The organism is Streptomyces wedmorensis, assembly GCF_000716445.1.
Classification (GTDB): Bacteria; Actinomycetota; Actinomycetes; order Streptomycetales; family Streptomycetaceae; genus Streptomyces; species Streptomyces wedmorensis.
Genome location: NZ_JNWK01000015.1, coordinates 63,043 through 86,428, shown reverse-complemented (window position 1 = coordinate 86,428; position 23,386 = coordinate 63,043). Strand labels below are relative to the sequence as shown.

General features: G+C 71.1%; 22 protein-coding genes. 19 read left to right on the top strand and 3 right to left on the bottom strand.

Features of this window, described 5'->3' with window-relative positions; all coding sequences use genetic code 11:
• Positions 1–21: 21 nt before the first annotated feature.
• From OO54_RS14560 to OO54_RS14500, 13 genes are all read left to right on the top strand, one after another.
• Positions 22–657, top strand: a complete 636-nt coding sequence (locus tag OO54_RS14560; RefSeq protein WP_033203292.1) for an MBL fold metallo-hydrolase — start codon at positions 22–24, stop codon at positions 655–657.
• Positions 658–668: 11 nt separating this feature from the next.
• Positions 669–1,211 carry a hypothetical protein gene (locus OO54_RS14555; RefSeq protein WP_033203291.1) on the top strand — a complete coding sequence of 181 codons (543 nt, stop codon included), beginning with the start codon at positions 669–671 and terminating at the stop codon, positions 1,209–1,211.
• A 116-nt stretch (positions 1,212–1,327) separates the two neighbouring features.
• Positions 1,328–2,242 carry a pyridoxal 5'-phosphate synthase lyase subunit PdxS gene (gene pdxS, locus OO54_RS14550; protein WP_026058774.1) on the top strand — a complete coding sequence of 305 codons (915 nt, stop codon included), beginning with the start codon at positions 1,328–1,330 and terminating at the stop codon, positions 2,240–2,242.
• A gap of 6 nt (positions 2,243–2,248) precedes the next feature.
• Positions 2,249–2,842 (top strand): pyridoxal 5'-phosphate synthase glutaminase subunit PdxT, encoded by a 594-nt coding sequence (gene pdxT / locus OO54_RS14545; RefSeq protein ID WP_033203290.1) that lies wholly within the window; start codon positions 2,249–2,251, stop codon positions 2,840–2,842.
• A gap of 62 nt (positions 2,843–2,904) precedes the next feature.
• The gene (locus OO54_RS14540; protein WP_017242256.1) at positions 2,905–3,657 is read left to right on the top strand and encodes a YebC/PmpR family DNA-binding transcriptional regulator; all 753 of its coding nucleotides are present in this window, start codon (positions 2,905–2,907) and stop codon (positions 3,655–3,657) included.
• Between the two features lie 111 nt (positions 3,658–3,768).
• Positions 3,769–4,305, top strand: a complete 537-nt coding sequence (ruvC, locus tag OO54_RS14535; RefSeq protein WP_033203289.1) for a crossover junction endodeoxyribonuclease RuvC — start codon at positions 3,769–3,771, stop codon at positions 4,303–4,305.
• The gene (gene ruvA / locus OO54_RS14530; protein ID WP_033203288.1) at positions 4,302–4,934 is read left to right on the top strand and encodes a Holliday junction branch migration protein RuvA; all 633 of its coding nucleotides are present in this window, start codon (positions 4,302–4,304) and stop codon (positions 4,932–4,934) included. Before ruvC ends, ruvA begins: the two co-directional genes overlap by 4 nt.
• A 53-nt stretch (positions 4,935–4,987) precedes the next feature.
• On the top strand, positions 4,988–6,088 hold the full coding sequence (gene ruvB / locus OO54_RS14525) for a Holliday junction branch migration DNA helicase RuvB (protein ID WP_051786951.1): 1,101 nt from the start codon (positions 4,988–4,990) through the stop codon (positions 6,086–6,088).
• A gap of 165 nt (positions 6,089–6,253) precedes the next feature.
• Positions 6,254–6,727, top strand: a complete 474-nt coding sequence (yajC, locus tag OO54_RS14520) for a preprotein translocase subunit YajC (RefSeq protein WP_033203287.1) — start codon at positions 6,254–6,256, stop codon at positions 6,725–6,727.
• Positions 6,728–6,872: 145 nt separating this feature from the next.
• Entirely contained in the window at positions 6,873–8,633 is a 1,761-nt protein-coding gene (secD, locus tag OO54_RS14515; RefSeq protein ID WP_033203286.1) for a protein translocase subunit SecD, read from the top strand.
• Between the two features lies 1 nt (position 8,634).
• The gene (gene secF, locus OO54_RS14510) at positions 8,635–9,711 is read left to right on the top strand and encodes a protein translocase subunit SecF (RefSeq protein WP_033203285.1); all 1,077 of its coding nucleotides are present in this window, start codon (positions 8,635–8,637) and stop codon (positions 9,709–9,711) included.
• The gene (locus tag OO54_RS14505; RefSeq protein WP_033203284.1) at positions 9,708–10,259 is read left to right on the top strand and encodes an adenine phosphoribosyltransferase; all 552 of its coding nucleotides are present in this window, start codon (positions 9,708–9,710) and stop codon (positions 10,257–10,259) included. Before secF ends, OO54_RS14505 begins: the two co-directional genes overlap by 4 nt.
• A gap of 201 nt (positions 10,260–10,460) precedes the next feature.
• A complete protein-coding gene (locus OO54_RS14500; RefSeq protein ID WP_033203283.1) occupies positions 10,461–12,932 on the top strand; it encodes a RelA/SpoT family protein in 2,472 nt (823 codons plus the stop codon).
• A gap of 69 nt (positions 12,933–13,001) precedes the next feature.
• On the opposite strand, the gene OO54_RS14495 is transcribed toward OO54_RS14500, so the two are convergent.
• Both OO54_RS14495 and OO54_RS14490 read right to left on the bottom strand, forming a co-directional pair.
• The gene (locus OO54_RS14495) at positions 13,002–14,231 is read right to left on the bottom strand and encodes a DUF349 domain-containing protein (RefSeq protein ID WP_017242247.1); all 1,230 of its coding nucleotides are present in this window, start codon (positions 14,229–14,231) and stop codon (positions 13,002–13,004) included.
• A 198-nt stretch (positions 14,232–14,429) separates the two neighbouring features.
• Positions 14,430–15,230, bottom strand: a complete 801-nt coding sequence (locus OO54_RS14490; protein ID WP_033203282.1) for a peptidylprolyl isomerase — start codon at positions 15,228–15,230, stop codon at positions 14,430–14,432.
• A gap of 164 nt (positions 15,231–15,394) precedes the next feature.
• On the opposite strand from OO54_RS14490, the gene OO54_RS14485 reads away from it, so the two are divergent.
• From OO54_RS14485 to rpsD, 5 genes are all read left to right on the top strand, one after another.
• A complete protein-coding gene (locus tag OO54_RS14485) occupies positions 15,395–16,102 on the top strand; it encodes an MBL fold metallo-hydrolase (protein ID WP_017242245.1) in 708 nt (235 codons plus the stop codon).
• A gap of 8 nt (positions 16,103–16,110) precedes the next feature.
• A complete protein-coding gene (gene hisS, locus OO54_RS14480; RefSeq protein ID WP_033203358.1) occupies positions 16,111–17,373 on the top strand; it encodes a histidine--tRNA ligase in 1,263 nt (420 codons plus the stop codon).
• Positions 17,374–17,504: 131 nt separating this feature from the next.
• A complete protein-coding gene (locus tag OO54_RS14475) occupies positions 17,505–18,131 on the top strand; it encodes a vitamin K epoxide reductase family protein (protein ID WP_033203281.1) in 627 nt (208 codons plus the stop codon).
• 42 nt (positions 18,132–18,173) lie between these two features.
• Positions 18,174–19,529, top strand: a complete 1,356-nt coding sequence (locus OO54_RS14470; RefSeq protein ID WP_033203357.1) for a replication-associated recombination protein A — start codon at positions 18,174–18,176, stop codon at positions 19,527–19,529.
• 363 nt (positions 19,530–19,892) lie between these two features.
• Positions 19,893–20,507: a 30S ribosomal protein S4 gene (rpsD, locus tag OO54_RS14465; RefSeq protein WP_015032311.1), complete on the top strand. Its 615-nt coding sequence runs from the start codon at positions 19,893–19,895 to the stop codon at positions 20,505–20,507.
• Between the two features lie 49 nt (positions 20,508–20,556).
• On the opposite strand, the gene OO54_RS14460 is transcribed toward rpsD, so the two are convergent.
• Positions 20,557–22,785, bottom strand: a complete 2,229-nt coding sequence (locus OO54_RS14460) for an ATP-binding protein (protein WP_033203280.1) — start codon at positions 22,783–22,785, stop codon at positions 20,557–20,559.
• Between the two features lie 169 nt (positions 22,786–22,954).
• Here OO54_RS14460 and OO54_RS14455 point away from each other — a divergent pair, with 169 nt between their 5' ends.
• Positions 22,955–23,386: a DUF948 domain-containing protein gene (locus OO54_RS14455; protein ID WP_026058769.1), complete on the top strand. Its 432-nt coding sequence runs from the start codon at positions 22,955–22,957 to the stop codon at positions 23,384–23,386.

Here is a 23,386-nt window from a genome sequence, read left to right as displayed (position 1 = left end):
GGGTGGGGGAAGGGTAGGGGGATGGGTGGGGTCGTGAGGGTGGAGTTGGGGGAGCTGCGGCGGCCGGCGGAGGAGTGGGGAGGCCCGGGCGTACGGGTCGAGCCGGTCCTGGGTCACGTCGTGCGGCACTCCGGCGTCCGGCTGCTGTTCGACACCGGCGTGGGAACGGGTTCCCCGGAGACGGACGCCCATTACCGGCCGGTGCGGCACGCCCTGCCCGTGGGCCCGGCCGACGTGGACGTCGTGGTCAACTGCCACCTGCACTTCGATCACATCGGCGGGAACCAGAGGTTCCCGCAGACGCCCGTCCTGGTGCAGCGGACGGAGCTGGCGGTCGCCCGGGCCGGCGGCTACACGATCGACTCGCTGCTGCCGGGCGTGCGGTACGAGGAGCTGGACGGCGAGCACGAGATCGCGCCGGGCGTGCTGATCGTGCCGACTCCGGGCCACACGGAGGGCCATCAGTCGCTGGTCCTCGACCACGGTGACCGGGTCACGGTCCTGGCGGGGCAGGCGTACGACTTCGCCGACGAGTTCGCGAGGCCGTACCGGCCCTGGCTCGACCGGCTCGGCGAGCTCGCCGGCGGTCGTCCCGCACGTGTCCTGTTCGCCCATGACCGGGGGGTTTGGGAAGGGACGCTGCCGCCGCCCCGGTAGCCTGTGCGCCCGTGACCGAAACCCTGATCTGGACCGTCGTCGCGCTGATCTTCATCGGCGTCTACCTGAGCTGGACCGCCGGGCGGCTCGACCGGCTGCACTCTCGCATCGACGCGGCCCGCGCGGCCCTGGACGCGCAGTTGCTGCGGCGGGCCTCGGTCACCCAGGAGCTCGCCACGTCCGGTGTCCTCGATCCGGCCGCGTCGATCGTGCTGTACGAGGCCGCGCACGCGGCCCGGCAGGCAGAGGAGGATCACCGGGAGGTCGCCGAGAGCGAACTCAGCCAGGCCTTGCGGGCCGTGTTCGGGGAGCCCGAGCAGGTGGAGCTCGTACGGCAGGCACCGGGCGGCGAGGAGGCGGCGGGGGAGCTCGCGCAGGCCGTGCGCCGGGTGCCGATGGCCCGGCGCTTCCACAACGACGCGGTGCGGGCGGCCCGCGCCCTGCGCCGCCACCGCAAGGTCCGGTGGTTCCGGCTTGCGGGCCACGCGCCGTTCCCGCTGGCCTTCGAAATGGACGACGAGCCGCCGGTGGCCCTTGCCGATCGTCCGGCCTGACGCCCCGTAACCTGCGAAAACGATCCACCGGGTCCACATTGGCCCTTGCTGTGGACCGCAGGTGGACTGTTTCCTCGCTCTTGTCGTCAATCGCTGTTGTCACGAGTGAGGTACTTGTGTCCACCACGCCTTCCCCCTCCCCCCAGTCCCCCGAGACCGGCACCGCCCGTGTGAAGCGCGGCATGGCCGAGCAGCTCAAGGGCGGCGTGATCATGGACGTGGTCAACGCCGAGCAGGCGAAGATCGCCGAGGACGCCGGCGCCGTGGCCGTCATGGCCCTGGAGCGGGTCCCCGCGGACATCCGCAAGGACGGCGGCGTGGCCCGCATGTCCGACCCGAACATGATCGAAGAGATCATCGGCGCGGTGTCCATCCCGGTCATGGCCAAGTCCCGCATCGGTCACTTCGTCGAGGCCCAGGTCCTCCAGTCCCTCGGCGTCGACTACATCGACGAGTCCGAGGTCCTGACCCCGGCCGACGAGGTCAACCACTCCGACAAGTGGGCCTTCACGACCCCCTTCGTCTGTGGCGCCACCAACCTGGGCGAGGCCCTGCGCCGCATCGCCGAGGGCGCGGCCATGATCCGCTCCAAGGGCGAGGCCGGCACCGGCAACGTCGTCGAGGCCGTCCGCCACCTGCGCCAGATCAAGAACGAGATCGCCAAGCTGCGCGGCTTCGACAACAACGAGCTGTTCGCCGCCGCCAAGGAGCTGCGCGCCCCGTACGAGCTCGTCAAGGAGGTCGCCGAGCTCGGCAAGCTGCCGGTCGTGCTGTTCTCCGCCGGTGGCGTCGCCACCCCGGCCGACGCCGCTCTCATGCGTCAGCTCGGTGCCGAGGGCGTCTTCGTCGGCTCCGGCATCTTCAAGTCGGGCGACCCGGCCAAGCGTGCCGCCGCCATCGTGAAGGCCACCACCTTCTACGACGACCCGAAGATCATCGCGGACGCCTCCCGCAACCTGGGCGAGGCCATGGTCGGCATCAACTGCGACACCCTCCCCGAGTCCGAGCGCTACGCCAACCGGGGCTGGTAAGCACCGATGAACCCCTCTCCCGTCATTGGTGTCCTGGCTCTCCAGGGTGACGTACGGGAGCACCTGATCGCCCTGGCCGCGGCTGACGCCGTGGCCAGGCCGGTGAGGCGCCCCGAGGAGCTCGCCGAGGTCGACGGCCTGGTCATCCCCGGTGGTGAGTCCACCACCATCTCCAAGCTGGCCGTGCTCTTCGGCCTCATGGAGCCGCTGCGCGAGCGCATCGCCGCGGGCATGCCGGTCTACGGCACCTGCGCCGGTCTGATCATGCTGGCCGACAAGATCCTCGACCCGCGTTCGGGCCAGGAGACCTTCGGCGGCATCGACATGATCGTCCGCCGCAACGCCTTCGGACGTCAGAACGAGTCGTTCGAGGCGGGCGTCACCGTCACGGGCATCGAGGACGGCCCCGTCGAGGGCGTCTTCATCCGCGCCCCGTGGGTCGAGTCCGTCGGTGCCGAGGTCGAGGTCCTGGCCGAGCACGGCGGTCACATCGTCGCCGTACGGCAGGGCAACGCCCTCGCGACCTCGTTCCACCCCGAGCTCACGGGGGACCACCGGATTCACGCCCTGTTCGTCGACATGGTGCGCGCTTCGGGCTGATCGGATCCCGGTAGGATCTCTGGGGTTCGTTCAGAAATGGGTTACGCGAAGGAGACAGGCAGATGTCCGGCCACTCTAAATGGGCTACGACGAAGCACAAGAAGGCCGTGATCGACGCCAAGCGCGGCAAGCTCTTCGCGAAGCTGATCAAGAACATCGAGGTCGCGGCCCGCACCGGCGGTGCCGACCCGGACGGTAACCCGACGCTCTACGACGCCATCCAGAAGGCGAAGAAGAGCTCGGTCCCGAACAAGAACATCGACTCCGCGGTCAAGCGCGGCGGCGGCCTCGAGGCCGGCGGCGTCGACTACGCCACGATCATGTACGAGGGCTACGGCCCGAACGGTGTCGCGGTGCTCATCGAGTGCCTCACCGACAACCGCAACCGCGCCGCTTCCGACGTGCGCGTGGCCATGACCCGCAACGGCGGCTCCATGGCGGACCCGGGTTCGGTCTCGTACCTGTTCAACCGCAAGGGCGTCGTCGTGCTCCCCAAGGGCGAGCTGTCCGAGGACGACGTCCTGGAGTCGGTGCTCGAGGCCGGTGCCGAGGAGGTCAACGACCTCGGTGAGTCCTTCGAGATCATCAGCGAGGCCACCGACCTGGTCGCGGTCCGTACCGCCCTCCAGGAGGCCGGCATCGACTACGACTCGGCCGAGTCCAGCTTCGTTCCGACCATGCAGGTCGAGCTCGACGAAGACGGCGCGCGCAAGATGTTCAAGCTGATCGACGCGCTGGAGGACAGCGACGACGTGCAGAACGTCTTCGCCAACTTCGACGTCAGCGACGAGGTCATGGAGAAGGTCGACGCCTGATCGCGGTCCTTCCACGCAGCGGGCCGACGGGACACACCCCGTCGGCCCGCTGCGTTGTCAGTGCCACCCGATAGCCTGCACAAACAGACTTGCGATCAGGGAGGGGGCACAGTGCGCGTACTCGGGGTGGACCCCGGTCTCACCCGTTGCGGCGTCGGCGTCGTCGAAGGCGTCGCCGGCCGGCCCCTGACCATGCTCGGCGTGGGTGTGGTGCGGACGGCGGCGGACGCGGACATCGGCGTGCGCCTGGTCGGCATCGAGCGCGGCATCGAGGAGTGGCTCGACCGCTTCTCGCCCGAACTGGTCGCTGTGGAGCGGGTGTTCAGCCAGCACAACGTGCGTACGGTGATGGGCACGGCCCAGGCCAGCGCGGTCGCCATGCTCTGCGCCTCGCGCCGCGGCATTCCCGTCGCCCTGCACACCCCCAGCGAGGTCAAGGCCGCCGTCACCGGCAGCGGCCGCGCCGACAAGGCCCAGGTCGGAGCCATGGTGACCCGGCTCCTGAGGCTCTCCGCCCCGCCCAAGCCCGCCGACGCCGCCGACGCCCTCGCCCTCGCCATCTGTCACATCTGGCGGGCTCCCGCGCAGAACCGCCTCCAGCAGGCGGTCGCCCAGCAGACGTCCGCAGAGAAAGGCCGAACCCGATGATCGCCTTCGTCAGCGGCCCGGTCGCCGCACTCGCCCCCACCACCGCCGTGATCGAGGTCGGCGGCGTCGGCATGGCCGTCCAGTGCACGCCGAACACCCTCTCCGCGCTGAGGGTCGGCCAGGACGCCCGGCTCGCCACCTCCCTGGTCGTCCGCGAGGACTCCCTCACCCTGTACGGCTTCGCCGACGACGACGAGCGGCAGGTCTTCGAACTCCTCCAGACCGCCAGCGGCGTCGGCCCCCGCCTCGCGCAGGCCATGCTCGGGGTGCACAGCCCCGACGCCCTGCGCATCGCGTTCTCCACCGGCGACGAGAAGGCCCTCACCGCCGTCCCCGGCATCGGCAAGAGGGGCGCGCAGAAGCTCCTCCTCGAACTCAAGGACAAGCTGGGCGCCCCGCTCGGCAGCAGCGGCCTGGTCGGCGCCCAGCGCGCCGCGGCCTCCGGCCCGGCGCCGTGGACCGAGCAGCTCTCCGCCGCGCTGATCGGCCTGGGCTACGCGAGCCGCGAGGCGGAGGAGGCCGTCAGCGCCGTCACCCCGCAGGCCGAGGCCGCCCTCGCCGAGACCGGCACCGCCCCCGTACCGCAGCTGCTCCGCGCGGCCCTGCAGACCCTCAACCGCACCCGCTGACCCACCCGTCCGCTGCCCCGCCGACCAGACCGTACGAACGAGAAGGCATCACCGTGAACTGGGACGACGACATCACCGCCGAGGCGTCCGAGGCCGAGGCGCGCATCGTCGGCGCCTCCGCCGAAGGGGACGACCAGGCCGTCGAGGCGGCCCTGCGCCCCAAGGACCTCAGCGAGTTCGTCGGCCAGGAGAAGGTCCGCCAGCAGCTCGACCTGGTCCTCAAGGCCGCCCGCCAGCGCGGCGCCACCGCCGACCACGTGCTGCTCTCCGGTGCCCCGGGCCTCGGCAAGACCACCCTCTCGATGATCATCGCGGCCGAGATGAACGCCCCGATCCGCATCACCTCCGGCCCCGCCATCCAGCACGCCGGCGACCTCGCCGCGATCCTCTCCTCCCTCCAGGAGGGCGAGATCCTCTTCCTCGACGAGATCCACCGGATGTCCCGGCCCGCCGAGGAGATGCTCTACATGGCGATGGAGGACTTCCGCGTCGACGTCATCGTCGGCAAGGGCCCCGGCGCCACCGCCATCCCGCTGGAACTCCCGCCCTTCACGCTGGTCGGCGCCACCACCCGGGCCGGACTCCTGCCGCCCCCGCTGCGCGACCGGTTCGGCTTCACCGCCCACATGGAGTTCTACGACCCGGGCGAGCTCCAGCGCGTGATCCACCGCTCCGCCGGACTCCTCGACGTCGAGATCGACCCGGCCGGCGCCGCCGAGATCGCCGGCCGCTCCCGCGGCACCCCCCGCATCGCCAACCGCCTGCTGCGCCGCGTCCGCGACTACGCGCAGGTCAAGGCCGACGGATCGATCACCCGGGAGATCTCCGAGGCCGCGCTCAGCGTGTACGAGGTCGACGGCCGCGGCCTCGACCGGCTCGACCGCGCCGTCCTGGAGGCCCTCCTCAAGCTCTTCGGCGGCGGACCGGTCGGTCTGTCCACCCTCGCGGTCGCCGTGGGGGAGGAGCGCGAGACCGTCGAGGAGGTCGCCGAACCCTTCCTCGTACGCGAAGGACTGCTGGCCCGCACACCCCGTGGCCGGGTCGCCACACCGGCCGCCTGGGCGCACCTCGGACTCGTTCCGCCGCAGGCAGCGGGCCCGGGGAGCGCAGGGTACGGCGCGGGATCGGGACAACAGGGGCTCTTCGGGGCGTGACGGTGCCGACACTCGCCCGGACAGGAACCGGGGTGCGATGCTGGACGTTGTTCCATCGATGCGGACTCGCCTAGACTCCGCCGATGCCGCCCTTTCCGGTCGGCGCGCCCACCCCCGAAGATCAGGCCGCGGGTTCTCCGCGACCATGCGAAGGAAACCCGTCCCGTGAACATCGTGACCCTCCTCCCCTTCATCGTCCTCATCGGGGCCATGTTCCTGATGACCCGCTCTGCCAAGAAGAAGCAGCAGGCGGCGGCGCAGATGCGCGACGAGATGCAGCCCGGCACCGGCGTCCGCACGATCGGGGGGATGTACGCCACGGTCAAGGAGATCGGTGACGAGACCGTCCTCCTCGAGGTCGCTCCGGGCGTGCACGCCGTCTACGCGAAGAACGCGATCGGCGCGGTCCTCCAGGACTCCGAGTACAACCGCATCGTCCACGGCGACGAGGAGGAGTCCGACTCCGACACCGTCGTCCCGGACGACGCGTCCTCGCTGACCGAGGCCGCCGACGCCGAGGGCACGGACAAGGCCGCCGAGGCCCCGAAGGCCGATCTGACGAAGAAGTCGGACGTGGCCGAGGACGCCGGCGAGGTCCAGAAGGACGGCAAGACCGACGGCGAGACCGACGCGAAGTAGTCGCGGCCGGGGGACCCCGCGCACGCCCACGGGCGAGCGCGGCCCCCGGAACGGTTCCACGTCTGCGGGGGCAGGTCCCCACACACACTTCGTGGCCGTCCCGCGCACACCCGGCGCGGGGCGGTTGGACAGGGAGATACGACAGGTGGCAGCACCGAAGAAGGGCCGAAGGCCGGCGGGGGGACAGAGCCGTCCGGGCCGCGCCCTGGCACTCATCCTGATCGCCATGGTCGCGCTCACCGGCGGCATGTTCTGGTCGGGGCACACCACCCCGCGCCTCGGCATCGACCTCGCCGGCGGTACGTCGATCACGCTCAAGGCGAAGGCCGAGCCCGGCCAGGAGTCGGCGGTCAACGAGACCAACATGAACACGGCGGTCGGCATCATCGAGCGCCGTGTCAACGGTCTGGGTGTCTCCGAGGCCGAGGTCCAGACGCAGGGCCGCGAGAACATCATCGTCAACATTCCTCGCGGGACGAACGAGAAGCAGGCCCGTGAGCAGGTCGGCACCACCGCCCAGCTCTACTTCCGGCCCGTTCTCGCCGTGACGAACGGCGCGCCGCAGGCAGCCCCGAGCGCCACGCCCTCGGGCTCCCCCTCGGCCAAGCCGTCGGCCTCCGCCACCGGCTCCACCGCCGGTGAGAAGAAGTCGGCGACCCCGACGGCCACCGCCTCCACCCAGGGCCGGGCGCTCACCGAAGCCCTCAAGGCTCCGAGCCCGACGCCCACCGCGAGCTCCTCGGCCTCCACGAAGCCGACGGCCACCGGGACCCCGCAGGCGACTCCGAAGCCCGACCCCGCCACCGCGGCGCTGGAGCAGAAGTTCACCGCTCTGAACTGCCTCGACCCCAAGCAGCGCACCGCCGCCGGCCAGGGCGTCAAGGCCGAGCAGCCCACCGTCGCGTGCGGCGAGGACGCCCCCGGCGTGTGGTCGAAGTACCTGCTCGGCCCGGCCGAGGTCGGAGGCCGTGACGTCGACGACGCCAAGGGCGTCCTCGACCAGCAGCGCGGCATGTGGATCGTGACCATGGACTTCACGGACGCGGGCGCGAAGAAGTTCCAGGCGATCACCAGCAAGCTGTCGGCGCAGACCGACCCGCAGAACCGCTTCGCGATCGTCCTGGACGGCGAGGTCGTCTCGGCCCCGTCGGTGCGCCAGACGCTGAGCGCCAGCGCGGAGATCTCCGGCAACTTCACCCAGCAGACGGCCCAGGACCTCGGCAACATCCTGTCGTACGGTGCCCTGCCCCTGACGTTCGAGACGCAGAGCGTCGACACCGTCACCGCCGCCCTCGGCGGCGACCAGCTGGAGGCGGGCCTGATCGCGGGCGCCATCGGCCTCGCGCTGGTCATCATCTACCTGGTCGCCTACTACCGCGGCCTGTCGCTGATCGCCATCCTCAGCCTCGGCGTCTCGGCGCTCCTCACCTACGTGATCATGGCCCTGCTCGGCCCGGCCATCGGCTTCGCGCTGAACCTGCCGGCCGTCTGCGGCGCCATCGTCGCCATCGGCATCACCGCGGACTCGTTCATCGTGTACTTCGAGCGCATCCGTGACGAGCTCCGCGAGGGCCGCACGCTCCGCCCGGCCGTCGAGCGCGCCTGGCCGCGCGCCCGCCGCACGATCCTGGTCTCCGACTTCGTGTCGTTCCTGGCCGCGGCCGTGCTGTTCATCGTGACCGTCGGCAAGGTCCAGGGCTTCGCGTTCACGCTCGGCCTGACCACCCTGCTCGACATCGTCGTGGTGTTCCTCTTCACCAAGCCGGTCATGACGCTCCTGGCGCGGACCAAGTTCTTCGGCAACGGCCACCCGTGGTCCGGTCTGGACCCGAAGCGGCTCGGCGCCAAGCCGCCGCTGCGCCGCACCCGCCGTGCCCACGCCCCCGTCGACGCGAAGGAGGCGTGAGATGTCGAAGCTCGGCGATCTCGGCGCCCGGCTCCACCGCGGTGAGGTCGGTTACGACTTCATCGGCAACCGCAAGATCTGGTACGGCCTGTCCATCCTGATCACCATCACCGCCATCGTGGCCCTGGCCGTCCGCGGCCTCAACATGGGCATCGAGTTCCAGGGCGGTGCCGTCTTCACGACCCCGAAGTCGGAAGTCTCCGTCAGCCAGGCGCAGGAGTACGCGGAAGAGGCCTCCGGCCACGACGCGATCGTCCAGCAGCTCGGCAACGGCTCCCTGCGCATCCAGGTCGGCGGTCTCGACACCGCGCAGTCCGACCAGGTCCGCTCGGAGCTCGCCAAGGACCTGAACGTCGCCGAGGACAAGATCGCGGCGGAACTGGTCGGCCCCAGCTGGGGTGAGCAGATCGCCAACAAGGCCTGGACCGGCCTCGCGGTCTTCATGATCCTCGTGGTGATCTACCTGGCCATCGCCTTCGAGTGGCGCATGGCGGTCGCGGCGCTGATCGCCCTCATCCACGACCTCACGATCACCGTCGGCATCTACTCGCTGGTCGGCTTCGAGGTCACCGTCGGTACGGTCATCGGTCTGCTGACGATCCTCGGTTATTCGCTGTACGACACGGTGGTGGTCTTCGACTCGCTCAAGGAGCAGACGAAGGACATCACCAAGCAGACCCGCTTCACCTACAGCGAGCTGGCCAACCGCTCGATCAACGGCACCCTGGTCCGTTCGATCAACACCACCGTCGTCGCGCTGCTGCCGGTCGCCGGCCTGCTCTTCATCGGTGGCGGCGTCCTCGGCGCCGGCATGCTGAACGACATCTCGCTGTCGCTGTTCGTGGGTCTCGCCGCCGGTGCGTACTCCTCGATCTTCATCGCCACCCCGCTGGTCGCCGACCTCAAGGAACGCGAGCCGTCGATCAAGGCACTGAGGAAGCGCATCCAGGCCAAGCGCGCGAGCGCCGCCGCCAAGGGCGAGTCGGCGGACGACACGGACGTGCTGTCCGTCGAGGCCGAGACCGCCGTCGTGGGCCCCCGGTCGAGCCGTCGGGGCACTCAGGAGCACCGAGGATGACCGCCGAGGCCCAGGACGTCACCGAGCTCCTGCTCAGCCGCATCCGTGACGTCCCCGACTACCCGAAGCCGGGCGTGCTGTTCAAGGACATCACGCCGCTGCTCGCGGACCCGGAGGCGTTCACCGCCCTCACCGACACCCTCGCCGGGCTGTGCACCGCGCACGGCGCCACGAAGATCGTCGGCCTGGAGGCGCGCGGCTTCATCCTGGCCGCGCCGGTGGCCGTCCGCGCGGGCCTGGGCTTCATCCCGGTCCGCAAGGCCGGCAAGCTCCCCGGGGCCACGCTCAGCCAGGCGTACGAGCTGGAGTACGGCACCGCCGAGATCGAGGTCCACGCCGAGGACCTGGCCACGGGTGACCGCGTCATGGTCATCGACGACGTCCTCGCCACCGGTGGCACGGCCGAGGCCTCGATCGAGCTCATCCGCCGCGCCGGTGCCGAGGTCGCGGGCGTCGCCGTCCTCATGGAGCTGAGCTTCCTCCCGGGCCGCGCCCGGCTGGAGCCGGCCCTGGGCGGCGCCCCGCTCAAGGCGCTGATCACGGTCTGACATCGGGGTTCGCCCTGACAGGGGCGCTCCGGGGAATCCCCGGAGCGCCCCTTCGCGTTCTCCTGGTAGGTCCCCGGCCGCACGGCGCTGCCCCCTCGGGAGCCGTCCGAAACCCGGGCGCGTGGGCAGGGGCACTGTTGGCTCGATACCATGGCCTTTCCGGGCCTGACCGGGGGACCCGGCACCGCACGAGGAGCGCTCTTGCCAGACGAGGCCCAGTCACTCTCCGCCGCGCAGCCCGACCCGAAGGCCGAGAAGGCCGCGACGGGAACCGGCGCGCCCCAGAACAAGCCCGCGGAGACCAGGCCCGCGCCCGAGCCGCCCGCGCCGGCCCCGGCCTCGACTGCCCGGCCGGCACCGGCCGCCCCCACCCGCTCGGGGGGCTCGTCCAACCGGGTCCGCGCCCGCCTCGCCCGCCTCGGCGTCCAGCGTTCCTCCCCGTACAACCCGGTCCTCGAGCCGCTGCTGCGGATCGTCCGCTCCAACGACCCCAAGATCGAGACGGCGACCCTCCGCCAGGTCGAGCACGCCTACCAGGTCGCCGAACGCTGGCACCGCGGCCAGAAGCGCAAGAGCGGCGACCCGTACATCACCCACCCGCTCGCCGTGACGACGATCCTCGCCGAACTCGGCATGGACCCGGCGACCCTGATGGCGGGCCTGCTCCACGACACCGTCGAGGACACCGAGTACGGCCTGGAGACCCTGCGCCGTGACTTCGGCGACCAGGTCGCGCTCCTCGTCGACGGCGTCACCAAGCTCGACAAGGTCAAGTTCGGCGAGGCCGCCCAGGCCGAGACCGTCCGCAAGATGGTCGTCGCCATGGCCAAGGACCCCCGCGTCCTGGTCATCAAGCTCGCCGACCGCCTGCACAACATGCGCACCATGCGCTACCTCAAGCGGGAGAAGCAGGAGAAGAAGGCCCGCGAGACCCTCGAGATCTACGCGCCCCTGGCCCACCGCCTGGGCATGAACACCATCAAGTGGGAGCTGGAGGACCTCGCCTTCGCGATCCTCTACCCCAAGATGTACGACGAGATCGTCCGGCTCGTCGCCGAGCGCGCCCCCAAGCGGGACGAGTACCTCGCCATAGTGACCGACGAGGTACAGGCCGACCTGCGCGCCGCCCGGATCAAGGCGACCGTCACCGGCCGCCCCAAGCACTACTACAGCGTCTACCAGAAGATGATCGTCCGCGGCCGTGACTTCGCGGAGATCTACGACCTGGTGGGCATCCGTGTCCTCGTCGACACGGTGAGGGACTGCTACGCCGCCCTCGGCACCGTCCACGCGCGATGGAACCCGGTCCCCGGCCGGTTCAAGGACTACATCGCGATGCCGAAGTTCAACATGTACCAGTCGCTGCACACGACGGTCATCGGACCCAACGGCAAGCCCGTCGAACTCCAGATCCGCACCTTCGACATGCACCGCCGGGCCGAGTACGGCATCGCCGCCCACTGGAAGTACAAGCAGGAGGCCGTCGCCGGGGCCTCCAAGGTCCGCGCCGACGTGCCCAAGAAGGCCGGCAAGGACGACCACCTCAACGACATGGCGTGGCTCCGCCAGCTCCTCGACTGGCAGAAGGAGACCGAGGACCCCAGCGAGTTCCTGGAGTCCCTGCGCTTCGACCTCTCCCGCAACGAGGTCTTCGTCTTCACGCCCAAGGGCGACGTCATCGCGCTGCCCGCCGGCGCCACCCCGGTCGACTTCTCGTACGCCGTCCACACCGAGGTCGGCCACCGGACCATAGGGGCGCGGGTCAACGGCCGGCTCGTGCCGCTCGAGTCGACCCTCGACAACGGCGACCTCGTCGAGGTGTTCACCTCCAAGGCCGCCGGGGCCGGGCCCTCCCGCGACTGGCTGGGCTTCGTCAAGTCCCCGCGCGCCCGCAACAAGATCCGCGCCTGGTTCTCCAAGGAGCGCCGCGACGAGGCCATCGAGCAGGGCAAGGACGCCATCGCGCGGGCCATGCGCAAGCAGAACCTGCCGATCCAGCGCATCCTGACCGGCGACTCCCTCGTCACCCTCGCCCACGAGCTGCGCTACACGGACATCTCCTCGCTGTACGCGGCGATCGGCGAGGGGCACGTCACGGCCCAGTCCATCGTGCAGAAGCTGGTCCAGGCGCTCGGCGGCGAGGAAGCCGCCACCGAGGACATCGAAGAGGCGGCACCGCCCACCCGCGGCCGCTCCAAGCGCCGCTCCAGCGCCGACCCCGGCGTCGTCGTCAAGGGCGTCGAGGACGTCTGGGTGAAGCTGGCCCGCTGCTGCACCCCCGTGCCCGGCGACCCGATCATCGGCTTCGTCACCCGGGGCAGCGGCGTATCGGTTCACCGCAGCGACTGCGTCAACGTGGATTCGCTCTCCCGGGAGCCGGAGCGGATCCTGGAGGTCGAGTGGGCCCCCACCCAGTCCTCGGTCTTCCTCGTCGCCATCCAGGTCGAGGCCCTCGACCGCTCGCGGCTGCTCTCGGACGTCACCCGCGTCCTCTCGGACCAGCACGTCAACATCCTGTCGGCGGCCGTCCAGACCTCCCGCGACCGGGTGGCCACCTCCCGCTTCACCTTCGAGATGGGCGACCCGAAGCACCTCGGCCACGTCCTCAAGGCCGTGCGGGGCGTGGAGGGCGTGTACGACGTCTACCGAGTGACCAGCGCCCGGCGCCCGTAACCGGGCACGTACGAGGAAGGCCCCCGGCGCGATGCCGGGGGCCTTCCTCGTACGCGAAGAGCTACGGCATCAGCCGCCGAACTCCTCCAGGCCCTTCAGGGCCTGGTCGAGCAGGGCCTGGCGGCCCTCCAGCTCGCGGGCGAGCTTGTCGGCCTTCGAGTCGTTGCCGGCGGCACGGGCCGCGTCGATCTGCTTGCGCAGCTTCTCGACGGCGTCCTGGAGCTGACCGGTCAGGCCCGCGGCACGCGCGCGCGCCTCCGGGTTCGTCCGGCGCCACTCGGCCTCCTCGGCCTCCTGGATCGCCCGCTCCACCGTGTGCATCCGGCCCTCGACCTTGGGGCGGGCGTCACGCGGGACGTGACCGATGGCCTCCCAGCGCTCGTTGAGGGAACGGAAGGCCGCGCGCGCCGCCTTCAGATCCGTCACCGGCACCAGCTTCTCGGCCTCGGTCGCGAGCTCCTCCTTCAGCTTGAGGTTCTCGGTCTGCTCCGCGTCCCGCTCGGCGAAGACCTCGCCACGCGCGGCGAAGAAGACGTCCTGGGCGCCGCGGAAGCGGTTCCACAGATCGTCCTCGTGCTCGCGCTGGGCGCGGCCCGCAGCCTTCCACTCCGTCATCAGATCGCGGTAGCGGGCAGCCGTGGCACCCCAGTCGGTGGAGTTCGACAGCGACTCCGCCTCGGCGACCAGACGCTCCTTCGCCTTGCGGGCGTCCTCGCGCTGGGCGTCGAGCGACGCGAAGTGGGCCTTGCGGCGCTTCGAGAACGCCGAGCGGGCGTGCGAGAAGCGGTGCCACAGCTCGTCGTCGGACTTGCGGTCGAGCCGGGGAAGGCCCTTCCAGGTGTCCACGAGCGCCCGCAGCCGCTCGCCGGCGGAGCGCCACTGCTCGCTCTGGGCCAGTTCCTCGGCCTCCGTGACGAGCTTCTCCTTGGCGGAGCGGGCCTCGTCGGTCTGCTTCGCCTTCTGGGCCTTGCGCTCCTCGCGGCGCGAGTCGACCGTCTCGACGAGCTTGTCCAGCCGGGCGGCGAGCGCGGCCAGGTCGCCGACGGCGTGGTGCTCGTCGACCTGCTGCCGGATGTGCTCGATCGCCGCGGTGGCGTCCTTCGCCGACAGGTCGGTGGTCCTCACGCGCTTCTCGAGGAGGCCGATCTCGACCACCAGGCCCTCGTACTTGCGCTCGAAGTAGGCCAGGGCCTCCTCAGGGGTGCCGGCCTGCCACGATCCGACGACCTTCTCGCCCTCGGCCGTCCGCACGTACACGGTGCCCGTCTCGTCGACGCGGCCCCACGGGTCGCTGCTCACAGCGCCTCCTCACCATGATGCCGTCGCGGGGGCGTACCCCCCGGGCATCGTCCACAGTTTCCCGGCGGGCCTCGCCCGCCTTCCGCAGCGCGCCCGAAAGGCCCACGCTGCACAACGCCAATCTAGGCGAACCGCGCCCCGGCTGTCCGCACTCAGCGCGACCGAGATTCGACGGTCACGCGTGTGCGGACGCCCGGCTCACTTCTTCGCGACGGTCGCCTTCTCGATGGTGACGGCCTTCTTGGGGGCGCCGTCCGTGGCGCCGCCCTCGACACCGGCCGCGGCCACGTCCTGGACGGCCTTGAGACCGGCCGCGTCGATCTTCCCGAACGGGGTGTACGTCGGCGGCAGCTTCGTGTCCTTGTAGACCAGGAAGAACTGCGAGCCGCCGGTGCCCGGCTGCCCGGTGTTGGCCATGGCGACGGTGCCGGCCGGGAAGGTCACCGAGCCGTCCGCGCCCGCCTTGCCCAGGGCGTTCAGGTTCTCGTCCGGGATGGTGTAGCCCGGGCCGCCGGTGCCGTCGCCCTTGGGGTCGCCGCACTGGAGCACGAAGATGCCCTGGGTGGTGAGGCGGTGGCACTTGGTCCCGTCGAAGTACTTCTTGCCCGCGAGGTGCGCGAAGGAGTTCACCGTGCGCGGGGTCTTCGCCGCGTCCATGGTGATCGTGATGTCGCCCTCGTCGGTCTTCAGGGACATCGCGTACGTGGCCTTCGTGTCCACGGTCAGCTTCGGCTCCGGGCTCGCCGACTCGCTCTGCGTCGGCGTGGGAGCGGCCGTGGTCGGCGTGTCGCTCGCCGTGTCGTCCGAACCCTTGTCGGGGCCGTCCGTCAGTGCCACGGAGGCGTACACGGCGCCGCCCGCGGCCAGCACCACGGCGAGGGAGGCCGCGATGACGGTGTTGCGGCGCTTCGCCTTGAGCCGGTTCTCCTCCCGCCGCTGCTGCTGCCGTGCGTACTTCTCCCTGGCAAGCTGCCGCCGCCGCTGATCGCTGGTGACCACCGGGTCCGCTCCTTGTCGCTCGTCTGTTCCTGTCCGGGCCGGATGTGCCCGTACCGTATACGGGTTGGCTGTGGAAGCGGCACCGCCGGTAGGCTCTGATCTGCCGCATTCCGTGTTTTCCACGAGTTCCGCGCCCCCGTGCCGGACGACATCTAAGGACGAACGTGCTGATTGCCGGGTTCCCCGCCGGGGCCTGGGGGACCAATTGCTATCTGGTCGCCCCCGCCGCAGGCGAGGAGTGCGTGATCATCGACCCCGGCCACCAGGCCGCCCAGGGTGTCGAGGAGACGCTGAAGAAGCATCGGCTCAAGCCCGTCGCCGTCGTCCTCACCCATGGACACATCGACCACGTCGCCTCCGTCGTCCCGGTGTGCGGCGCCCATGACGTCCCCGCGTGGATCCACCCGTCCGACCGCTACATGATGAGCGACCCGGAGAAGGCCCTCGGCCGCTCCATCGGGATGCCCCTCATGGGCGAGCTGACCGTCGGTGAGCCCGACGACGTGCGCGAGCTCACCGACGGCGCCGAGCTGAAGCTCGCCGGTCTGGAGTTCTCCGTCGCCCACGCGCCCGGTCATACCAAGGGGTCGGTGACCTTCAGGATGCCCGAGACCACGGAGATCCCCTCCGTGTTCTTCTCGGGGGACCTGCTGTTCGCCGGCTCCATCGGACGCACCGACCTTCCCGGCGGTGACATGGACGAGATGCTCGCTTCGCTGGCCCGCGTGTGCCTGCCGCTCGACAACTCGACCGTGGTGCTGTCGGGACACGGTCCCCAGACGACCATCGGCCAGGAGCGCGCCACCAACCCCTATCTGCGGGACGTGGCGGCCGGCCTCGGGAGCACGGACGCTCCCCGACGAGGAATGTGACGACTTTCGTGAGCACCTTCAAGGCCCCCAAGGGCACGTACGACCTGATCCCGCCCTACTCCGCCAAGTACCTGGCGGTCCGGGACGCGATCTCCGGACCGCTGCGGAAGTCCGGCTACGGCTACGTCGAGACCCCCGGCTTCGAGGACGTGAACCTCTTCGCCCGCGGCGTCGGCGAGTCCACGGACATCGTCAGCAAGGAGATGTACGCCTTCGAGACCAAGGGCGGAGACAAGCTCGCCCTGCGTCCGGAGGGCACGGCCTCCGTGCTGCGCGCCGCTCTGGAGGCGAACCTCCACAAGCAGGGCAACCTGCCGGTCAAGCTCTGGTACTCCGGTTCGTACTACCGCTACGAGCGCCCGCAGAAGGGCCGCTACCGCCACTTCTCGCAGGTCGGTGCCGAGGCGATCGGCGCGGAGGACCCGGCGCTCGACGCCGAGCTGATCATCCTGGCGGACCAGGCGTACCGCTCGCTCGGCCTGCGGAACTTCCGCATCCTGCTGAACTCGCTCGGCGACAAGGAGTGCCGCCCCGTCTACCGCGAGGCCCTGCAGACCTTCCTGCGCGGGCTCGACCTGGACGAGGAGACCCTGCGCCGCGCCGAGATCAACCCGCTGCGCGTCCTCGACGACAAGCGCGAGGCCGTGCAGAAGCAGCTGACGGACGCGCCGCTGCTGCGCGACTACCTGTGCGACGCGTGCAAGGCGTACCACGAGGAGGTGCGCGCCCTGATCACCGCGGCGGGCGTCGTCTTCGAGGACGACGCCAAGCTGGTTCGCGGCCTCGACTACTACACCCGCACCACCTTCGAGTTCGTCCACGGTGGTCTCGGCTCGCAGTCGGCGGTCGGCGGCGGCGGCCGCTACGACGGCCTCTCCGAGATGATCGGCGGCCCCGCGCTGCCGTCGGTGGGCTGGGCGCTCGGCGTGGACCGCACGGTCCTCGCCCTGGAGGCGGAGGGCGTCGAGCTCGACATCCCCGCCGCCACCAGCGTCTTCGCGGTCGCCATCGGGGACGAGGCGCGCCGCCTGCTCTTCGGCAAGGTCACCGAGCTCCGCAAGGAGGGCATCGCCGCTGACTTCTCCTTCGGCGGCAAGGGCCTCAAGGGCGCCATGAAGGACGCCAACCGCTCGGGCGCCCGTCTCGCCGTCGTCGCCGGCGAGCGCGACCTCGCCGAGGGCGTCGTCCAGCTCAAGGACATGGAGTCCGGCGAGCAGCAGGCCGTCCCCGTGGACGGTCTCCTGGACGCGGTACGGGCCAAGCTGGCCTGACGGTCGTGAGGACGGGCCCGGACCACACCGTGGTCCGGGCCCGTCCTTATCTCCGGCGAACGGCCGGACGACAGGTCGGTGTTGCAGAATGACCGTGCCCACAAGGCCCGCGAGCGAGGGAAACAGGCGACATGACGAAGGCAGCGGTGGACGAGACCGCGTCCGGCCGGGACGGCGGCGGCACGATCGGGGCGAGCCGGGCCTTCGCCTGGCTCCTCGTGATCACGGGAGCGGCCGGACTGCTCGCCGCGTGGGTCATCACGATCGACAAGATCAAGCTGCTCGAGGACCCGAACTTCACGCCGGGGTGCAGCCTCAACCCGATCGTCTCCTGCGGCAACATCATGAAGAGCGAGCAGGCCTCGGTCTTCGGCTTCCCCAACCCGATGCTCGGCCTCGTCACGTACGCCATGGTGATCGCCATCGGCGTGGGCCTGCTCGCCGGCGCGCGCTACCGCCGCTGGTACTGGCTCGGCCTCAACGCCGGCACGCTGTTCGGCGTCGGCTTCTGCACCTGGCTCATGTACCAGTCGCTGTACGAGATCAACTCGCTCTGCCTCTGGTGCTGCCTGGCCTGGGTCGCCACCATCGTCATGTTCTGGTACGTGACCTCGCACAACGTCCGCAACGGCGTCATCCCCGCCCCGGCCGGGCTGCGGACCTTCTTCGACGAGTTCACCTGGGTCCTGCCCGTCCTGCACATCGGGATCATCGGCATGCTGATCCTGACGCGCTGGTGGGACTTCTGGACCAGCTGACGGAGACCGCGCTGTCAGCGCGGTGACCTAGGCTTCATGACTGTGGAGCCCGACCTCTTTACCGCAGCCGCCGAAGACCGCCAGGAGAAGGACCCGGCCAGCAGCCCGCTGGCCGTCCGGATGCGTCCCCGCACCCTCGACGAGGTGGTGGGCCAGCAGCACCTGCTCAAGCCGGGCTCACCGCTGCGCCGGCTCGTGGGAGACGGCGACGGCGGCCCCGCCGGCGCCTCCTCCGTGATCCTCTGGGGCCCGCCCGGCATCGGCAAGACGACCCTGGCGTACGTCGTCTCGAAGGCGACCAACAAGCGGTTCGTGGAGCTCTCCGCCATCACCGCGGGCGTCAAGGAGGTCCGGGCCGTCATCGACGGAGCCCGGCGCGCGGTCGGCGGCTACGGCAAGGAGACCGTCCTCTTCCTCGACGAGATCCACCGCTTCTCCAAGGCCCAGCAGGACTCCCTCCTGCCGGCCGTCGAGAACCGCTGGGTGACGCTGATCGCCGCCACCACCGAGAACCCCTACTTCTCCGTGATCTCCCCGCTCCTCTCCCGGTCCCTGCTGCTCACCCTGGAGCCGCTGACCGACGAGGACCTCAAGGGCCTGATGGCCCGGGCCCTCACCGGCGAGCGCGGACTGGGCGGGGCCGTGACCCTCCCGGAGGACGCCGAGTCGCACCTGCTGCGCGTCGCCGGCGGCGACGCCAGGCGGGCCCTGACCGCCCTGGAGGCGGCGGCGGGCGCGGCGATCGCCAAGGGCGAGCGGGAGATCACCCTCCAGACCGTCGAGGAGACCGTCGATCGGGCGGCCGTGAAGTACGACCGGGACGGCGACCAGCACTACGACGTGGCGAGCGCGCTCATCAAGTCGATCCGCGGCTCGGACGTGGACGCGGCCCTGCACTACCTGGCCCGCATGATCGAGGCGGGGGAGGACCCGCGCTTCATCGCCCGCCGGCTCATGATCTCCGCCAGCGAGGACATCGGCCTCGCCGACCCGAACGCGCTGCCGATCGCCGTCGCCGCCGCCCAGGCCGTCGCCATGATCGGCTTCCCCGAGGCCGCCCTCACCCTCAGCCACGCCACCATCGCCCTGGCCCTGGCCCCCAAGTCGAACGCCGCCACCACCGCGATCGGCGCCGCCCTCGCCGACGTCCGCAACGGCCTCGCCGGCTCCGTCCCGCCCCACCTCCGCGACGGCCACTACAAGGGCGCCGCCAAACTCGGCCATGCCCAGGGCTACGTCTACCCCCACGACGTCCCCGGCGGCATCGCCGCCCAGCAGTACGCCCCCGACGCCATCCACGGCCGCCACTACTACGAACCCACCCGCTACGGCGCCGAGGCCAGATACGCGGACGTGGTGGAGCGCGTACGCGAGCGCCTGAAGGGCGAGGGCGGCTGACCCCCGCTGCGGGGGCGGGCGGCCTGCGTGCGAGCGGACCTTCCGGAACCGGTACACTGGTGCGGATTGCTGCGTCCCGTGTCCGACTCCGGTCGGCGCACCAGAACGGGACAGTCAGCCGGAGACCCGGCCCTCGGGCGGGGTTTCCAGGAGCGTCGCGCACCTTCGAAGGTGTCGCGGGCCACCCATCACCACCCGGATCCCGGGAGCGGCGGTGGGTCGTTCGCGTGCTGCACGTATGTGCCCAGACCTGGGAGCGGCTGCCCGGCAGGTCCGTGAGGACCCGGCGGGTTTCCCGGCTGCGGATGCGACCTCCCCTAACCCTGGTGAAGCCGTTTTCGTATCAATGAGAGAGGTTGGTTCATGCCGAACCAGTCCCGTCCCAAGGTCAAGAAGTCGCGTGCCCTCGGCATCGCGCTGACCCCGAAGGCCGTCAAGTACTTCGAGGCCCGCCCCTACCCGCCGGGCGAGCACGGCCGTGGCCGCAAGCAGAACTCGGACTACAAGGTCCGTCTGCTCGAGAAGCAGCGTCTGCGCGCCCAGTACGACATCAGCGAGCGCCAGATGGCGCGCGCCTACGACCGTGCCAAGAAGGCCGAGGGCAAGACGGGCGAGGCGCTGGTCGTCGAGCTCGAGCGTCGCCTCGACGCCCTGGTCCTGCGTTCGGGCATCGCCCGCACCATCTACCAGGCCCGCCAGATGGTCGTCCACGGCCACATCCAGGTCAACGGTGGCAAGGTCGACAAGCCGTCGTTCCGCGTCCGTCCCGACGACGTCGTGATGGTCCGCGAGCGCAGCCGCACCAAGCCGCTGTTCGAGATGGCCCGTGAGGGTGGCTTCGCCGCCGACGGCGAGACCCCGCGCTACCTGCAGGTCAACCTGAAGGCCCTGGCCTTCCGCCTCGACCGCGACCCGAACCGCAAGGAAATCCCGGTCATCTGCGACGAGCAGCTGGTCGTCGAGTACTACGCCCGCTGATCCGGGCCCCCGGCGACAGCCGGGGGACGTAGTACCACCCACGCGGTGTTCAGCCCGCCGCTTCCCCGCCCCTTCCGGTGGGGGAGCCGGCGGGCTTCCGCGTTCCCGGGAGCGCCGCCGACCTGGCCGTGCGGAAGGGGCGCGGGGCCACGGGACCGACCGGGCCGCCGATCGCCGGATCCCGGCGGCCGGCGAGCGCGCGTTCCACCGCCGCGTCCAGCGAGAGCCCCTGGCCCTCCCGGAACGCGACGCCGTACGCCTCCGCACCCAGCGCCTCGTCCGCCCGCTGCTCGCACAGCGCCCTCGGCCCGCCGAACGTCGCCGAGCCGAAGAGCCGGATGCCCACGGTGTCCCACACCGGCACCGTCGCCCCCTGGAGGACCGCGGCCTCCGCCGCGTCGCCCTCGCTCACCGTCACCAGGGCGAGCAGCTCGATCGCCAGGACGAGGCCGACCAGGTCCTGGAAGGTGTGGTTGATCGACACGCACTCGTCGAGCAGTTCCCGCGCCTCCTCGTACGCGCCCCGGGTCCAGGCGGAGAACCCCAGGACGTAGAGGGCGTAGGCCCGGGTCCACCGCTCCCCGCGCTCCTCGCAGATCTCCCGCACCTCACGGCAGATCGCGACCGCCCCCTCCAGGTCCCCCCGGAAGGCCCGTGCCATGGCCAGCTCGACCTGCCCCATCAGCACGTTGCTGTTCAGCTCGCCGAGCTCCCGGTAGGCGTCGAGGGCCTGCCCGATCAGCTCCTCGGCGCGCGGCACGTCGTCCGAGAGCAGTGCCAGACAGCCCATCCGGTGCGTCGCGTACGCCTCCGCCAGCGCGTTGCCCGAGGACCTGGCCCGCTCCCCGCACTCGTGGAGCGCCGCCACCGCCGCCGTGCCGTCCCCCTGGAGGACGGCCACGTACCCGAGCACCCACAGCGCCTTCAGCCGCGCCTCCTCGTGACCGGGCTCCAGGGCGAGCGCCCGGTCCAGCCAGTGTCGGCCCTCCGAGAGCCGCCCGCAGCCCACCCACGCGAACCAGAGGGTGCCCGCGAGGTGCTGGGCGAGATGCGCGTCCTCCGGGAGTTCGAGGCACAGGTCGAGGGCCGCCCGCAGATTGGGCAGCGCCGCGTCCGTGCGGGCCGCGACCTCCGCCTGGCGCGGACTGAACCACTCCAGCTCGCACCAGGTGGCCAGGCCCATGTACCAGTCGCGGTGCCGCCGACGCATCCTTTCCGTGTCGCCGAGCGCGGCCAGCCACTCCGCCCCGTACGCGGCGACCGTGTCCAGGAGCCGGTAGGCGGGACCGGCGGGACCGTCCTCCCGCGCCACCAGCGACTGCGCGAGCAGCCCGCCGAGCAGGTCCAGGATGTGCTCGGGCGGGAGCTCCGGGCCCCCGCACACGTACTCCACCGCCTCCAGGTCGAACGGGCCGGCGAACACCGAGAGCCGCGCCCAGAGGAGCCGCTCCTCGGTGGTGCACAGCTCGTGGCTCCAGCCGATCGCCGTCCGCAGCGTCTGGTGGCGGGGGAGCGCCCCGCGCGCCCCGTCCGTGAGGAGCCGGAACCGGTCGTCGAGACGGCACAGCATCTGCTCGACGGAGAGGAGCGGCAGCCGCCCCGCCGCCAGTTCGAGGGCGAGCGGGATGCCGTCGAGCCGCCGGCACAGCTCCCGCACGGCCCCGGAAGGACCCGGCAGGAGGGAAGCCCCCGGCGCCGTCAGGGTGGGCGGGGCCGGCTCGACCGGGGCGGGAGGCGCCGGCGTCATCGGGGCGCCGGCCTCCGTGGCCCGCTCCGCGAGCAGCGTCACCGCGTCCGCCTCGCCCATCGGCGCCAGCGTGAACACGGCCTCGCCCGCCACCCGCAGCGCCCGGCGCCCGACCGCGAGGACGGTGAGCCCGGGAGCGTGCGCCAGGAGGTCCCGTACCAGCGGCGCGCAGCTCTCCACGAGATGCTCGAACCCGTCGACCACGAGCAGCATCCGGCGCTCGGCGAGGTGCTCGACGAGCACCTCGCGCGGAGCCCGCAGGGTGTGGTCGGTCAGGCCGAGGGCCTCGACCAGGGCGTACGCCACCAGGTCCGGGTCGCGAAGCGGCGCGAGATCGGCGAGGCGCACTCCGTCGACGTAGCGTTTCTGCGCCCCGGCGGCAGCCCGCAGCGCCAGCCGGGTCTTGCCGACCCCGCCGACACCCACGACCGTGACCAGGCGGGACGCCTCAAGGAGCGCCGCCAGGGCGGCCTGCTCCGCGGCCCGTCCGACGAACCGGTTCAGCTCCGCCGGGAGATTGCTCCGTCGCATGGGACACGGAGCGTACCCATCCGCGCGCTCTCCGTACAATCGGTTCCCTTAACTCCCGTCCCACGAGCGGTAATGCGGTACGGCGGGACAGCACGGGCGCGATAGGGTCGGGGGACTACTTTTGGCAAGAACCCGACGACAGACCCGACGACACAGAGAGCGGTGCAGAGTGACCGGTGGAGAGGTTGCCGGCATCCTGGTCGCCGTCTTCTGGGCGATCCTGGTCTCCTTCCTCGCCGTCGTGCTGGTGAGGCTGGCGCAGACGCTCAGGGCGACCACCAAGCTGGTGGCGGACGTGACCGAACAGGCCGTCCCCCTGCTGGTCGACGCCTCCGCGACCGTGCGGTCGGCACAGACCCAGCTGGACCGGGTCGACGCCATCGCGTCGGACGTCCAGGAGGTCACCTCCAACGCCTCCGCGCTCTCCTCCACCGTCGCCTCCACCTTCGGGGGCCCGCTCGTCAAGGTGGCCGCCTTCGGCTACGGCGTGCGCAAGGCGCTCGGCCGGGACGGAGAGGACGCGCCGCGCGGCTCCGCGCGACGTACTGTGATCGTCGGCCGTACCGTGCCGTCCTCGAGACGCCGGAAGCAGAAGGGCTGA

Bases quoted from the DNA above. Each gene is read 5' to 3' on its own strand.
- OO54_RS14560 (WP_033203292.1), top strand. From the start codon at position 22: ATGGGTGGGGTCGTGAGGGTGGAGTTGGGGGAGCTGCGGCGGCCGGCG.
- OO54_RS14475 (WP_033203281.1), top strand. From the start codon at position 17,505: ATGACGAAGGCAGCGGTGGACGAGACCGCGTCCGGCCGGGACGGCGGC.
- OO54_RS14505 (WP_033203284.1), top strand. From the start codon at position 9,708: ATGACCGCCGAGGCCCAGGACGTCACCGAGCTCCTGCTCAGCCGCATC.
- ruvA (WP_033203288.1), top strand. From the start codon at position 4,302: ATGATCGCCTTCGTCAGCGGCCCGGTCGCCGCACTCGCCCCCACCACC.
- rpsD (WP_015032311.1), top strand. From the start codon at position 19,893: ATGCCGAACCAGTCCCGTCCCAAGGTCAAGAAGTCGCGTGCCCTCGGC.
- OO54_RS14540 (WP_017242256.1), top strand. From the start codon at position 2,905: ATGTCCGGCCACTCTAAATGGGCTACGACGAAGCACAAGAAGGCCGTG.
- secF (WP_033203285.1), top strand. From the start codon at position 8,635: ATGTCGAAGCTCGGCGATCTCGGCGCCCGGCTCCACCGCGGTGAGGTC.
- OO54_RS14460 (WP_033203280.1), bottom strand. From the start codon at position 22,785: ATGCGACGGAGCAATCTCCCGGCGGAGCTGAACCGGTTCGTCGGACGG.
- pdxT (WP_033203290.1), top strand. From the start codon at position 2,249: ATGAACCCCTCTCCCGTCATTGGTGTCCTGGCTCTCCAGGGTGACGTA.